Source organism: Terriglobia bacterium (assembly GCA_020073495.1).
Taxonomy (GTDB): domain Bacteria; phylum Acidobacteriota; class Terriglobia; order Terriglobales; family Acidobacteriaceae; genus JAIQFD01.
In genome coordinates this window covers 281338-294802 of record JAIQFD010000004.1, presented here as the reverse complement: position 1 = coordinate 294802, position 13465 = coordinate 281338, and the positions used below count along the sequence as shown (strand labels likewise).

General features: G+C 64.0%; 14 protein-coding genes. 9 read left to right on the top strand and 5 right to left on the bottom strand.

The genetic code is table 11. The features are described from left to right. The first annotated feature begins 27 nt into the window (after positions 1–27). From LAN37_11660 to clpB, 3 genes are all read left to right on the top strand, one after another. Positions 28–1218 carry a class I SAM-dependent rRNA methyltransferase gene (locus LAN37_11660; GenBank protein ID MBZ5647864.1) on the top strand — a complete coding sequence of 397 codons (1191 nt, stop codon included), beginning with the start codon at positions 28–30 and terminating at the stop codon, positions 1216–1218. A 230-nt stretch (positions 1219–1448) separates the two neighbouring features. Continuing rightward, the gene (locus tag LAN37_11655; GenBank protein ID MBZ5647863.1) at positions 1449–1949 is read left to right on the top strand and encodes an Hsp20/alpha crystallin family protein; all 501 of its coding nucleotides are present in this window, start codon (positions 1449–1451) and stop codon (positions 1947–1949) included. Between the two features lie 97 nt (positions 1950–2046). Then, positions 2047–4749, top strand: coding sequence for an ATP-dependent chaperone ClpB (clpB, locus tag LAN37_11650; GenBank protein MBZ5647862.1), 2703 nt, complete (start codon positions 2047–2049; stop codon positions 4747–4749). Between the two features lie 41 nt (positions 4750–4790). Here the strand turns inward: clpB and LAN37_11645 are convergent, their stop codons facing one another. Continuing rightward, positions 4791–5084 (bottom strand): zinc ribbon domain-containing protein, encoded by a 294-nt coding sequence (locus LAN37_11645; protein ID MBZ5647861.1) that lies wholly within the window; start codon positions 5082–5084, stop codon positions 4791–4793. Positions 5085–5235: 151 nt separating this feature from the next. On the opposite strand from LAN37_11645, the gene folP reads away from it, so the two are divergent. Continuing rightward, the gene (gene folP / locus LAN37_11640; protein ID MBZ5647860.1) at positions 5236–6066 is read left to right on the top strand and encodes a dihydropteroate synthase; all 831 of its coding nucleotides are present in this window, start codon (positions 5236–5238) and stop codon (positions 6064–6066) included. On the opposite strand, the gene dtd is transcribed toward folP, so the two are convergent. After that, on the bottom strand, positions 6063–6512 hold the full coding sequence (gene dtd / locus LAN37_11635) for a D-tyrosyl-tRNA(Tyr) deacylase (GenBank protein MBZ5647859.1): 450 nt from the start codon (positions 6510–6512) through the stop codon (positions 6063–6065). The two genes, folP and dtd, sit on opposite strands and share 4 nt — an antisense overlap. 99 nt (positions 6513–6611) lie before the next feature. On the opposite strand from dtd, the gene LAN37_11630 reads away from it, so the two are divergent. The 4 genes from LAN37_11630 (at position 6612) to panC (ending at position 9987) form a co-directional block, all read left to right on the top strand. After that, the gene (locus tag LAN37_11630; GenBank protein ID MBZ5647858.1) at positions 6612–7331 is read left to right on the top strand and encodes a polysaccharide deacetylase family protein; all 720 of its coding nucleotides are present in this window, start codon (positions 6612–6614) and stop codon (positions 7329–7331) included. A gap of 119 nt (positions 7332–7450) precedes the next feature. Beyond that, entirely contained in the window at positions 7451–8113 is a 663-nt protein-coding gene (locus LAN37_11625; protein MBZ5647857.1) for a deoxynucleoside kinase, read from the top strand. A gap of 117 nt (positions 8114–8230) precedes the next feature. Next, complete coding sequence (gene panB / locus LAN37_11620; protein MBZ5647856.1) at positions 8231–9118, top strand: 3-methyl-2-oxobutanoate hydroxymethyltransferase; 888 nt, start codon at positions 8231–8233, stop codon at positions 9116–9118. A gap of 2 nt (positions 9119–9120) precedes the next feature. Next, positions 9121–9987 (top strand): pantoate--beta-alanine ligase, encoded by an 867-nt coding sequence (gene panC / locus LAN37_11615; GenBank protein ID MBZ5647855.1) that lies wholly within the window; start codon positions 9121–9123, stop codon positions 9985–9987. A 26-nt stretch (positions 9988–10013) separates the two neighbouring features. On the opposite strand, the gene LAN37_11610 is transcribed toward panC, so the two are convergent. Both LAN37_11610 and bcp read right to left on the bottom strand, forming a co-directional pair. Then, a complete protein-coding gene (locus tag LAN37_11610; GenBank protein ID MBZ5647854.1) occupies positions 10014–10658 on the bottom strand; it encodes a DNA-3-methyladenine glycosylase in 645 nt (214 codons plus the stop codon). 99 nt (positions 10659–10757) lie between these two features. Next, positions 10758–11210, bottom strand: coding sequence for a thioredoxin-dependent thiol peroxidase (bcp, locus tag LAN37_11605; GenBank protein MBZ5647853.1), 453 nt, complete (start codon positions 11208–11210; stop codon positions 10758–10760). On the opposite strand from bcp, the gene LAN37_11600 reads away from it, so the two are divergent. Continuing rightward, positions 11194–12423 carry a hypothetical protein gene (locus LAN37_11600; GenBank protein MBZ5647852.1) on the top strand — a complete coding sequence of 410 codons (1230 nt, stop codon included), beginning with the start codon at positions 11194–11196 and terminating at the stop codon, positions 12421–12423. The genes bcp and LAN37_11600 overlap by 17 nt on opposite strands. Positions 12424–12440: 17 nt before the next feature. Here LAN37_11600 and LAN37_11595 read toward each other — a convergent pair whose 3' ends face one another. Further along, complete coding sequence (locus LAN37_11595) at positions 12441–13328, bottom strand: TIGR01777 family oxidoreductase (protein ID MBZ5647851.1); 888 nt, start codon at positions 13326–13328, stop codon at positions 12441–12443. Positions 13329–13465: the final 137 nt, after the last annotated feature.

The following is a 13465-nucleotide window of genomic DNA, read 5'->3' as shown; positions in this document are numbered from 1 at the left end:
GATTCCAGCCAGAGCTGCGGAACGCGGATGTCCAGCAAGACCGCCCATCCCGATAATCCTGTCGTCAAGATCACCGCGAAGGGGGCTGCGCGCCTGAAGGCAGGGCACGTGTGGGTGTACCGTTCCGATATCGCTGACGCAGATGGCGCACCCGCCGGAGCCATGGTCGCGGTAAATGATCACCGCGGGAAGATGTTGGGCACGGCGTTGTACAGCGCGGCCTCCCAGATCGCTCTGCGCATGGTGTCCCCGAAGCTGCTCTCCACCACCGAGCTGCCGCAGTTGCTCAAGGAGCGGCTGCACGCGGCGATCGAATACCGGAAGCGAGTGGTGCGGGAGAGCGACACTTATCGCATCGTGTTCAGCGAAGCCGACGCGCTGCCGGGGCTGATCGTGGACCGTTACAGCGACATCGTCTCTCTGCAGGCGCTGACCCAGGCCATGGACCAGCGAAAGGATGAACTCGCGGCGCAGCTCTGGGAGGAACTTCTGCCCGCCAGCATCGTCGAACGGGTGGAGCCGCGCATCCGCGACTTGGAGCAACTGCCTGCGGCTGAGACTGGAACGTTGCGCGGAGTAAAGACGCAGACTGTCATCACCATGAACGGCGTCAAGTTCCACTTCGATGCCGCTGCGGGTCAGAAGACTGGAGCCTTCCTCGACCAGCGGGAAAACTACGCTGCCGCCGCGCGCTACGCCCAGGGCGAGGCACTGGACGTTTTCTGCTACCAGGGCGGCTTCGCGCTTCACCTGGCGTCCCAATGCAGCAGCGTGACCGGCGTGGACAGCTCGCGCCCCGCGCTGGAGCTGGCCGACCAGAACGCGTCCCTGAACGGCTGCGAGATCGAGTGGATCGAGGCCAACGCCTTCGACCTGTTGCGCGACTACTCCGACAGCGGCAAGCAGTACGACACCATCGTGCTCGATCCCCCGGCCTTCGCTAAGACCAGGCGCGTCCTCGACACCGCCCTGCGCGGCTACAAGGAGCTCAATCTGCGCGCGCTGAAGATGCTGCGGCCCGGCGGGATTCTGGTCACCTGCTCCTGCTCCTATCACGTCAGCGAGGCCGATTTCCTGGCCATGCTCACCGACGCTGCCCTCGATGCACGGCGCACGGCTCGCATTCTCGAGAAGCGAGGGCAGGCGCAGGACCACCCAGTCGTGTTAGGCATCCCCGAAACCTCGTACCTGAAGTGCCTGATCTTGGCCGTTGATTGACCCGCAGGCTCCGCTGTCCTGTGCGGCGCCTCTGGGCAAACCACGCGCCCGACGTTCAGACGGCGACAAATCAATCGTTCAAGCAAATAGCAAGCAATAAGATGACGGTAACTTATTGAACTACAATCACATCCATTGCTTGACAACAATACACTAAGATTTTATGCTTCGTACGCACTGAAGTAGTCATCTACATCAGTTGAATCAGACCCATGTTGGAGGGAAGCATCATGACTGTTTTGACTCGTTGGTACCCGTTCCGCGAACTCAGCAATTTTCAGGACCGCATGAACCGGCTGTTCCAGGACTTCGGTCCCGGCCGCGAAGATGAGCTGATGACGACCGGCAACTTTATTCCCCCGGTGGACGTCTACGAGGACGAGCATGCCATCACGCTGAAGCTGGAAGTCCCGGGCGTGGAGCAGAGGGACATCGACGTCCGGCTGGAGAACAATACTCTGACCATTCGAGGCGAGCGGAAGTTCGAGAAGGAAGAGAAGGAAGAGAATTTCCATCGCATCGAGCGGCGCTACGGTTCGTTCGCGCGCAGCTTCGCGCTGCCCAACACCGTCGATCCGGAGCAGGCCAACGCCGAATTCGAGAACGGAGTGCTCAAGATCCGGCTGGCCAAGAAGGCCGAAGCCAAGCCGAAGCAGATCAAGGTGGGCATCGGTACAGGCAAGCAGATCGAGGGCAAGTCTGCCGAGAAGGGCGCCGGCAAGGCGGCCTGAGCGGTCGCAGGTCGTCAGTCATCAGCGGGAGATGCGGCGCGGAAGCCCGCCTCCCGCTTTGTTTTGAAGATTCGATAACAGGTAGAGGGTAAAGACAATGGCGATCCGTTGGGACAAATTGACGCTCAAGGCGCAGGAGGCCGTACAGGGAGCCAACGAGCTGGCCTCGCAGCACAGCAACAGCGAACTGCTGCCCGTGCATTTGCTGGCCGCGCTGCTGTCGGACCGGGAGGGCATCGTTCCGCCGGTGTTGGCCAAGATCGGCATCAGCGCCGAGGCCGTCCTGGCCGAGGCTCAGCGCGAGATGGACGGCTTGCCCAGAGTGTCCGCCGGCGGCGGGCACCAGGCGACGCTGTCGCAGCCGCTGAACCGCGTCTTCGAGCAGGCATTCAAGGAAGCCGACCATTTCAAGGACGAGTACGTCTCCACGGAGCACCTGCTGCTGGCCATCGCGCGGCAGGAGGGCGACACGGCGCAGCGCCTGCTGGCGGCGCAGGGCGGCGCGTACGACGCCATTCTCAACGCGCTTACCTCCGTTCGCGGCTCGCAGCGGGTGACCGACCAGAACCCCGAGGCAAAGTACCAGGCCTTGCAGCGCTACGCGCGCGATCTTACCGACCTGGCCCGCCGCGGCAAGCTCGACCCGGTGATCGGACGCGACGAGGAGATCCGCCGCGTGGTGCAGGTGCTTTCCCGCCGCACCAAGAACAATCCTGTACTCATCGGCGAGCCCGGCGTGGGCAAGACCGCCATCGTCGAGGGCCTGGCGCAGCGCATCGTCTCCGGTGACGTCCCGGAAGTGCTGAAGAACAAGCGTCTGGTAGCGCTCGACCTGGGCGGGATGCTGGCGGGCGCCAAGTACCGCGGCGAATTCGAAGATCGCCTGAAAGCTGTGCTGAAGGAGATCGAGGACTCCGCAGGGCAGATCATCCTGTTCATCGACGAGCTGCACACGCTGGTCGGCGCAGGCGCCGCGGAGGGCGCGATCGACGCCTCCAACATGCTGAAGCCGGCGCTGGCGCGCGGTGACCTGCGCTGCATCGGGGCCACCACGCTCAACGAGTACCGCAAGCATGTCGAGAAGGACGCGGCGCTGGAGCGGCGCTTCCAGCCGGTATTCGTCGGTGAGCCGAACGTCGAGGACACCATCGCCATCCTGCGCGGCCTGAAGGACAAGTACGAGGTGCATCACGGGGTACGCATCAAGGACTCCGCCATCGTTGCGGCGGCGACGCTCTCGCACCGTTACATCAGCGACCGCTTCCTGCCCGACAAGGCCATCGACCTGATGGATGAAGCCGCGGCCGCGCTCTCCATGCAGATCGGCTCGGTGCCGGCGGAGATCGACCAGCTCCAGCGCCGCGCTACCAACCTTGAGATCGAACGCCAGGCGCTGACCCGCGAGGATGACCCGAACTCGCGCGAGCGGCTGGCCGGCGCGGAACGCGAGTTGGCTCGGCTGCGCGAGCAGATCGACTCGCTGCGCGCGCGCTGGGAGCAGGAGAAGTCCGCCATCAACCGCGTCCGTGAGCTCAAGGAAAAGGTGGAGCAGCTCAAGCAGGACCAGCAGGAGGCGGTCCGCAAGGGCGATTACACCCGCGCGTCGCAGATCCAGTACGCGGAGCTGCCCCAGCTGCAGCGGGAACTGGACCAGCTCAACGCCACCATGGACGGCAAGGCCCAGGGCAATCGCATGTTGAAGCAAGAAGTGGACGAGGAGGACATCGCTCGCATCGTCAGCAAGTGGACCGGCATCCCGGTCTCGAAGATGCTCGAAGGCGAGGTCAAGAAGCTCATCGATATGGAGCAGCGGCTGCGCCAGCGCGTGATCGGACAAGACCCGGCGCTGGAGCGGGTCGCGAACGCCATCCGCCGCTCGCGCGCCGGCCTCAGCGACCCGCATCGCCCTATCGGCTCATTCATCTTCCTGGGCCCGACCGGCGTGGGCAAGACGGAGCTGGCGCGCGCTCTCGCCGAGTTCCTGTTCGACGACGAGCACGCCATGGTGCGCCTCGACATGTCCGAATACATGGAGAAGCATGCGGTGTCGCGTTTGATCGGCGCCCCTCCGGGCTATGTCGGATACGAGGAAGGCGGCCAGCTCACCGAAGCAGTGCGACGCCGTCCGTACTCGGTGATCCTTTTCGACGAGATCGAGAAGGCGCATCCGGACGTCTTCAACGTGCTGCTGCAGATCATGGACGACGGCCGCCTGACCGACGGCAAGGGCCGCACCGTGGACTTCAAGAACACGGTCATCCTGATGACCTCCAACCTCGGTTCGCAGCTCCTGCAGGACGCCGCGCAGAAGTACATGGGTTTCGTGGACACGCACCGCAACGGCCGCGCGAAGAAGGAAGCCGACGACACGCTCGCGGCTGAGCTCAGCAAGGCGCAGAAGCTGGTGATGGACACCGTGCGCGCGCACTTCAAGCCCGAGTTCTTGAACCGGGTGGACGACATTATCGTCTTCAATCCGCTGGGGAAGGAGCAACTCACGCGCATCGTTGACCTGCGACTGGAGGACCTGCGGCGTCTGCTGGCAGATCGCAAGATCAGCCTGGAGCTGACCGAGGCGGCCAAGGATATGCTCTTCACCGAGGGCTACGACGTGAACTATGGCGCTCGCCCGCTGAAGCGCGCCATCCAGCGGCTGGTGCAGGACCCGTTGGCGCTGAAGATCCTTGACGGCGAGGTGCTGCACGGCGACCACGTGGAGGTGGACGCCGACCCCACCCACAAGCTGACCTTCAAGGTCAGCAAACGTGTTGGCCGGCGCGATGCCGCGAAAAGCCGCTGACCGCAGGAGAGATCGGCCACGGGTTGCACGGCGTCCGTGGCCTATTTCTTTTTTTCGTGCTTCTTGGGCTCGGGTTTCGGCGTGGATTCCTTCTTTTCGTCCGGTTTTGACTCGCTTTTCGTTTCAGCTTTCGTATCCGAAGGCGGGGCCGAGTCCTTGCGCGTATAGTCGGTCACGTAAAAGCCGGAGCCCTTGAACTGGACGGCGGGTGCGGCCAGCATGCGCTCCATCTTGCCTCCGCACTCCGTGCACTTCTTCGGGTCGGCGGCGGAGTATTTCTGGATCCGCTCGAAGCGGTGGCCACACTTCCTGCACCGGAATTCGTAGAGGGGCACTCGCGCTCCTGGATCCTTCTGCGTCGATTGTAGGGGCCGGTCTCGCAGACGGTCAATTTGCGTGTGCTTCTGATACCTTCTTGGCATGCGTCCGCGATTCACCTGGCGTCTGCGCACGCGCGGCCTCGAACTCGGGGAGCGGACGCTCGTCATGGGCGTGCTCAACGTCACGCCCGATTCGTTCTCCGACGCGGGACGTTTTTTTCATCCCGAGCAGGCGATTGCTCATGCTCTTCGAATGTTGGACGAGGGCGCCGACATCATTGATGTCGGCGGCGAGTCCACTCGTCCGGGATCGAAGGCGGTGGAGACCGGGGCCGGGCAGTACACCGGCGTCCCTGCGGAGGATGAACTGCGTCGGGTGATGCCGGTGATCGAGGATATCCGCCGCCAGCGGCCTGATGCACTGCTTTCCATTGACACCTACAAGGCCCGCGTGGCCTGCCAGGCAGTTGAGGCCGGGGTGGAGATCGTCAACGACATCAGCGCGCTGCGCTGGGACGGCGAGATGGCCCGTACGGTCGCCGCACTCGGTTGCGGGGTCGTCCTAATGCACATGCGAGGAAGGCCGCAGGAATGGCGTTCGTTTCCGCCGCTCACCGACGCCGTCGCGCTGGTTTCGCGCGAACTGCTCGAATGGAGTGATGTGGCGGTGAAAGCCGGCATCGCCCGCGAGCGCATCGTCCTCGATCCCGGGTTCGGCTTTGGCAAGAATTTCGGCGAGAACTATCCGCTGCTGGCGCACTTCGAGCAGCTGCACAAGTTCGGCTTCCCCTTGCTGGCGGGGACGTCGCGAAAATCGTTCATCGGACGCACCCTGGCCCGCGACGGCCAGGACGCGCCACCGGACAAGCGCATACACGGATCGCTGGCTGCGACGATCGCGTGCATTCTCCAGGGCTGCCACATTGTCCGCGTGCACGACGTCAAAGCCGCGGCAGAAGCCGCGAGGATCGCCGACCAGATTCTGGCCGCTGGCTAGAACGTCTTTTCCGAGTCGAGCAGGATCGTCACCGGTCCTGCGTTCACCAGTTCCACGTCCATCATCTCCTGGAAGCGCCCGGTCTCGCAGCGCAGGCCGGCAGCGCGGACCTTCGAGACGAAGTATTCGTAGAGCCGCCGGGCCTCCTCGGGCCGTGCTGCGCGGTCGAACGACGGACGTTTCCCGCGCCGTACGTCGCCATGCAGCGTGAATTGCGACACCGCCAGCACAGCTCCGCCGACATCCGTCACCGCCCGGTTCATTTTTCCGTCGGCATCTTCGAAGATGCGCAGTCCCTTGAGTTTGTCGGCAAGGTAGTCCGCAGCTGCCTCGGTGTCGCCCTGGCCGACACCGAGAAGCACCAGCAGGCCATTGCCGATCTCGCCGACGACCTGCCCGCCGACGCTGACCTTGCACCGGCTGACGCGTTGCACCACGGCTCGCATGGTTGGTTTCCCGTGAAGCACGCCAGTTTACACGCAGGCGCGGAGACGCTGGCGCTTCGGCCGCGCCGATTTCTTGTCTGCACGGCTACAATGACTGCAATGTTCGGAGCGATTGCAGGAGGCATGGTTGCTGCCGCCGCTGCGTACGCGGGCTACGGGGCTATGGGTCCCTCCTCGCAGCTCTACGGGCGCAGCTTCCTCGGAGTGCCCGGCACGAAGCTGCTCGCCCTGACCTACGACGACGGGCCCAACGACCCGCATACGCTGCGCCTGCTTGACGTCCTTGCCCGGCACCAGGTCAAGGCCACGTTTTTCCTCATTGGCCGCTACGTCGCCCAGCGGCCCGACATCGTGCGCCGCATCAAGGACGGCGGCCACGCCATCGGCAATCACACCTACACGCACCCGCTGCTGATCTTCGCCTCCTCCGCCCAGCTCCGCCGCGAACTCGACGACACGGACAAGGCCATCGCCGGCGCCATCGGCAGCCACGACGGACTCTTCCGGCCGCCCTACGGCGGACGTCGCCCGGGGACCTTCGCCGCGGTCCGCGCGCGGGGGATGGTGCCCGTGATGTGGACAGTCACCTGTTATGACTGGAAAGCCCGGACGCCGGACGCGGTCGAACAACGCGCCGTTAGCGGTATCTGCGGCGGCGACGTCATCCTGCTGCACGACGGCTCCCACGTAAGGATGGGCGCGGACCGGATGCCCACGGTCGAGGCCTCCGAACGCCTCATCCGCCGCTGCCAGGCCGAAGGCTACGAGTTCGTGAGCGTGCCCGAGATGATGCGGCGTGGGCTTGCTGCTTCCCAATAGTTGACTTCCAAGTGAATTGTTTTTCCAGATGCGGTGGAAAACTTTTCCGGAAGTTTACTGAAGTCGCAATTGCTCTCCCGTCCATTGCGAGATATGCTCCGGCTTAACCGTCTCGAGCCATGGCAAATCTTTTCGAGCTACCCCGGTACATTGCAGTCGAAGGTCCCATACGCGTCGGCAAGAGCACGCTGGCGCAGATCATCGCCGACCGCCTCCACGCGCAGCGCGTCAGCGAGCCGGTGAACAATCCCTTCCTGCGGGCCTTCTACGACGGCGATCCGGGGGCCGCCTTCCAGGCGCAGTTTGCCTTTCTGGTGGCACGCTTCGAGCAGTTGAAGGCGCTCGAGGTCGGCCCGCACAATCACAAGACCGTCGTCGCCGACTACATTTTCGAGAAGGACAAGCTCTTCGCCAACATCAACCTGGGCGACACCGAACTCGACATCTACGACCGCTATTACAAGTACTTCCGCTCGCTGCTGCCCACCCCCGACCTGGTCATCTACCTCCAGGCTTCCCCCGAGGTCCTGAAGAAGCGGCTGAAGAAGAAGAACGTCCCCAGCGAGATGGCCATCAGCGACGACTACCTGGAAGAGGTGGTGAAGGCCTACGAACACTTCTTCTTCCACTACACCGGCTCCGACTTGCTGGTGGTGAACACCTCCGACATCGACTTCGTGGACCGCCACGAGGACTTGCAGGAACTCCTCCGCCGCCTCACCGAGCCCATCAAGGGCACGCAGTACTTCCTTCCCCTGGGCGTAGACGCCGCCAGCGCCTAGCCGACGACCCGTTTTCCCGCTTTGTTTCGAGAGAGTCTGCGACTAGAATGTCCTTACTCGCATCCTAGCGAGTGACAGGCTCTATCCGGCCGAGCCGGAGGGGCACTGGAGGGAACCGTGAGCGTCACCAGCGGAGATTTCCGCAACAAAGTCACCACCGCAACTCTCCTCGAAAAGAAAGCCCAACACCAGCCGATCACCTGCCTGACCGCCTACGACTACCCGTCTGCCCGGCTGGTGGACGAAGCCGGCATCGACATCATCCTGGTCGGCGACTCGCTCGGCATGGTCGTGCTCGGCTACGACAACACCCTGCCGGTCACCATGGAGGAGATGCTGCACCACACCCGCGCCGTCCGCCGCGGGACCAAGCGCGCCTTCCTCGTCGCCGACATGCCCTACGCCTCCTACCAGGTCACCACAAAAGAAGCGCTGGCCAATGCCGCTCGCTTCGTGAAGGAAGCCGGCGCGGAGGCGGTCAAAGTCGAGGGCGGGCAGAAGCGCGTCCGCCTGATCGAGCGCCTGATCGACGCCGAGATCCCGGTCATGGGCCACATCGGCCTGACTCCGCAGTCGTTGCATGTGATGGGCGGATACAAGGTGCAGGGCAAGACGCTGAAAGCGGTCGAGCAACTCATGCAGGACGCGGTCGCGCTCGACCGTGCGGGTGTGTGCTCCATCGTGCTCGAAGGCTTGCCGCGCGAACTCGCAGCCATGATCACCGAAGAGATCTCGGCCCCCACCATTGGCATCGGCGCCGGGCCCGACTGCGACGGGCAGGTGCTGGTCCTGCACGACATGCTCGGCCTGACCTTCGGCCCGCCCGCCAAGTTCGTGCGCCGCTACGCCGATATCGGCACCGCCATCAGCAACGCCGTCGCTGGCTTCAAGCAGGACGTCGAGGCCGGCGGCTATCCCTCAGACGAAGAGTCGTACCATCTGCCCAAGGAGACCAAGGCCACGCTGGAGACCATCCAGGCTCGCAAGCGTGCCCTCACCCACTGATTGTGAAGGTCATCGAAACCGTCGATCAGATGCGGGCCGCTTGCCGGGCGCTCAAGCGTGACGGCAAGCGGCTCGGTTTTGTTCCCACCATGGGCGCGCTGCACGATGGGCACCTCTCGCTGGTCCGCGCCGCGCGCCGGCAATGCCAGGCCGTCGCCGTCTCCATCTTCGTGAATCCGACGCAGTTCGGGCCGAATGAGGACTTCGGCAAGTATCCGCGCACCTTTGACCGCGACCGCCAGATGCTGGAAGCGGAAGCGGTGGACCTGCTCTTCGCGCCAAAGGTCGAGGAGATGTATCCCCCCGGCGCGAAGACCTTCGTCCACGTCGAGGAGATGAGCAAGAAGCTCTGCGGAAGGTCACGGCCCGGACACTTCCGCGGCGTCACCACCGTGGTCAGCAAGCTCTTCCACGCGGTCGAGCCCGACGTGGCCTTTTTCGGGCAGAAGGACGCGGCCCAATGCGCCATTCTCCGCCGCATGGTGCGCGATCTCGATATGGAGGTGCAGATCGAGGTCTGTCCCATCGTGCGCGAGCCTGACGGCCTGGCTCTGAGTTCGCGAAATGCTTATCTCGATCCCAAGCAGCGCCAGCAGGCCACCGTGCTTCACCGCGCGCTCATGCGCGTGCAGCTCCTGGCCGGCAAGGGTGAGCGCTCCAGCGAAAAGTTGATTGCCGCCGCGCGCGAAGTTTTAGGCGAAGAGCCCGATGTGCGCGTGGACTACGTCGAGATCGTGGACAACGACACGCTCGAGCCCGTGCCCGCCGTCTCGCGCGGCGCTCTGGTCGCGGTGGCCGCCTTCGTCGGCACCACTCGCCTCATCGATAACATCGTCCTCACCGCATCGGGGCAGGCGACGCGCCAGTAGCCTTCGCTCGGTAAAGACGTAGCTGGCTACCTCTCTCCTGCCCTCCGATTGAGCGTAGCGCTTCCCGATACGAACGGATTTCCGGCGATCACGTAGCGCAGGGCGTGGTCCTTCGCCTTCGTGATCCCGATGCGCGCTGTGGAAGCGACCTTCTCCGGCCGATACCCGTCATTCACGATTCGCAGGTCAGACTGCGCCGTGGCCACATCCTTGCCGTTGTCGCGCGCGCGGGTGATGCCAAACGCTTCGGCGAGTCTGCCCGGACCACTGGTAAGTATCTTTCGCGCGCGTTCGGAGCCGAGCTGGGACGCCGGCACTTCGCGCCGCGCGGCCATCTGCGCCAATCCGGTCAACGGTTCCAGGGCGCGGATCAGGACGCACCCCGCCTCCCCCTCCGGCATGCACGACACATTCAGACAAAAGTGGTTGCCGTAGATGAAGTAAACGTAGGCGTGTCCCGGCGGTCCGAAGAGGACCCGATTGCGCGCCGTCGGTCCCGAGAACGCATGCGCCGCCGGATCATCCTGCCCTAAATAGACTTCGACCTCGACGATCCTCCCCGCGATCTCCCGCCCGCGCTCCCGCCGCACCAGCACCTTCCCCAGCAGCTCCTGCGCGACGATGCGCGGGTCGCGGTCGTAGAACTTCTGCGAAAGCGTGCGGCCCCGCACAGATTTCGATTTGTGAGAAGGATTCACAAGAGAGCACCCAGTACTCAGTTCAACCCTGGTTCGACTTTAACTGAGTACCGAGTACCGAGTACTTGCTCCCTATTTCAGCACTGCCAGCACTTCCTCGGCGTGCCCCTCCGCCTTCACTTTCGGGAACACGTGCTTGATCTTCCCGTCCGGCCCGATCAGGAACGTAGTGCGCTCGATCCCCAGCACCTTTTTCCCGTACATATTCTTTTCTTTCAGGACCTCGAATTCTTTCGCCAGCTTTTTGTCCGGATCGGAGAGCAGGGTAAAGGGCAGGTCGTACTTCTCCTTGAACTTCATCTGGCGCTCGGGGGTATCCGGAGAGACGCCCACCACGACCGCCCCGGCTTTCTGTATCTTCTTGTATGCGTCGCGGAACCCGCACGCTTCGATGGTTCAGCCGGGCGTGTCGGCCCTGGGAAAAAAATAGAGCACGACGTTCTTCCCCTTGAAGTCGGCCAGCGAGACCTTTTTGCCGGTTTCGTCCAACAGGCTAGAATCAGGTGCCTTGGCATTGACATCCATAGTCCGATATTTCTACCGCAAGGACGCAGTCAAAGTCATCCTGCTTCTGGTCCTCGCGGTGGCTGCGGTGTGGGCGCAAAAGAAGCAGGCGCGGCGCGGCCCGCGCGCGACCGCCCTGGTCGTCATGTCGCCGGACGGCAAGTCGGCCGCACGCCTCATCCCCATCTGTATCCGAGATAACGACCAGTTCTGGGACGCCTCCATCTACCAGGCCACGCCGCGCCCCATGGCGCTTGAACCCGGAACAGTTTATGAAGTCGAGCGCACCGGCAACCCCATCGGCTTTTTCACTTTGAATCAGGCCGTCCAGGAAAACGGCACGTGGATAGGCCTGGGCACGTGGCAGCCGCACAAGGGACACCCGCCCTCGGGGGTGTCGCCGACCTCCGACGACGAACGTCCTGTCCTGCGCCGCAGCCGGCCGCCGGAAGAGCAGGGATCCAGCGCCTCCGGCAGTAAATCGCAGACACAACCGGAACCACTCCCTTCGCCGCCGCAGGAAGACACGGACCGGCCGGTATTGAAACGTGGCCAGCCCGCCAAGCGCCCCGAGCCGGCAACGCCTGCGCCCGCCGCAGCGCCGGGCTCAGGCGCCAAGCAGAAGGCTGCGGGCGCCAGGACTCCGGCAGCCAAGCCGCCCGAGCTTGTCCCCGCGATCTCTGACGCCGGGGGCCCCGAACCCCGGCTGTTTACCGTCGAACGCAATGCGGACGAAGAGGTGCAGCTGCGCAAGGCGACCTCTGCTCTGGCGGAGCAGGCCATCCTGAAACAGGCTGGGCTTGCTGCAACCAGTGCTCGGGTGGACTACAAGGAAGCCACGCTGAAGTATTTCGATCTCGACGGCAACAACAATGTCGAAGCGGTGCTCACCGCCCGGGTCGCGCTCTTCCCGGTGGTGCCGGTCCGCCATGGCAAGGCCGCCGGCACGCGCAGGCCACCCGCCGCTCCCACCGTCGCCCTGCGCGAGTTCTTTGTCACTCTCATCGCGAGGGAAGACCTCAGTGCCGAACTGCACGGGAGTTACGTGCGTATCACCGACGTCCGGAATGTCGATCTCGACGGCCGTCTCGAACTGATCGACGCTGCCGACGTGGACGGCGACGAGCGCGGCGAGCTGCTCTTCCGGCGCCTCGTCGGCAAAGACGTCAGCTACATTGTCCTGAAAGTCGGCCTCAGCCAGACCACCAAGTTGTTCGACTCCGCCGGCGAATGATCCGCAGGAAGCCTGCTTTAGCGGGCGAGTGAAGCTTCCAGCGTGCTCTTCAATTCCGGGTATTTGAACTGATATCCGCTCGCTTCTAGTTTTTTCGGCAACACCCGCTGGCTGCCCAGGAGCAGCGTGGTCCCCATCTCGCCGAAGGCAAGTTTCACCGCGAACACCGGCATGGGAAGCACCGCGGGACGGTGCAGCACCTCGCCCAGAAGCTTGGTGAATTCTGAATTGCGCACGGGGTTGGGTGCCACGACGTTCACCGGGCCGCGCAGCGATTCGTTGGTGAGAGCGTGCTCCACTGCTCCGGCCGCGTCGTCGAGCGCCACCCAGCTCATCCACTGCTCGCCGGACCCCACGCGCCCCCCGACACCCATCCGGAACGGCGGCAGCATTTTGGCCAGCGCCCCGCCGCTCTCGCCGAGCACCACCCCGAAACGCAGCAGGACCACGCGGATCCCCGCCCGGGCGGCGGCTTCCGTCGCGGACTCCCATTGCTGGGCGACCTCGGAAAGAAAATCGGACCCCGAGGAGCTGGTTTCATCCAGTGTCTCCTCGCCACGCGGGCCGTAGAAGCCGATCGCGGACGCACTGACCAGCACTTTGGGTTTCTGTTGCAAGCGGGCGAGCGTGGCCGCGATGGTGAGCGTTCCCTGCACGCGGCTATTGAGGATGCGGGCCTTCTTGGTGGCCGTCCAGCGGCCCGAGATGTTCTCCGCCGCCAGGTGCACCACCCCATCGAAGCCCTCGAGCGGCTGCGGGTCGAGCGCGCCGGCGGGGATCCAGTGGATCTCTCCCGGCCGGGCCGTTCCCCGGACGAGCCGCGCGACTTGGTGCCCGTCTGCCTCCAGGCGCCGCACCACGGCTGAGCCGATGAACCCCGACGCCCCGCTGATAGCTACGCGCATGGCGGGAGAGTTGTACTCCTTGCTCTATGCAGAAGCAATGCTGGATCCCGCCGGAAGCCCGCCTATCGAGTACTCTGGGGATACCTCGTGCTCCGAGCCATCGCCGACGCTGCTTGGATTCCCGGATATAATCAAGT

Coding starts and splice junctions, on each gene's coding strand:
- LAN37_11630 (MBZ5647858.1), top strand. CDS start 6,612: ATGTTCGGAGCGATTGCAGGAGGCATGGTTGCTGCCGCCGCTGCGTAC.
- LAN37_11625 (MBZ5647857.1), top strand. CDS start 7,451: ATGGCAAATCTTTTCGAGCTACCCCGGTACATTGCAGTCGAAGGTCCC.
- folP (MBZ5647860.1), top strand. CDS start 5,236: ATGGGCGTGCTCAACGTCACGCCCGATTCGTTCTCCGACGCGGGACGT.
- LAN37_11660 (MBZ5647864.1), top strand. CDS start 28: ATGTCCAGCAAGACCGCCCATCCCGATAATCCTGTCGTCAAGATCACC.
- LAN37_11595 (MBZ5647851.1), bottom strand. CDS start 13,328: ATGCGCGTAGCTATCAGCGGGGCGTCGGGGTTCATCGGCTCAGCCGTG.
- dtd (MBZ5647859.1), bottom strand. CDS start 6,512: ATGCGAGCCGTGGTGCAACGCGTCAGCCGGTGCAAGGTCAGCGTCGGC.
- LAN37_11655 (MBZ5647863.1), top strand. CDS start 1,449: ATGACTGTTTTGACTCGTTGGTACCCGTTCCGCGAACTCAGCAATTTT.
- clpB (MBZ5647862.1), top strand. CDS start 2,047: ATGGCGATCCGTTGGGACAAATTGACGCTCAAGGCGCAGGAGGCCGTA.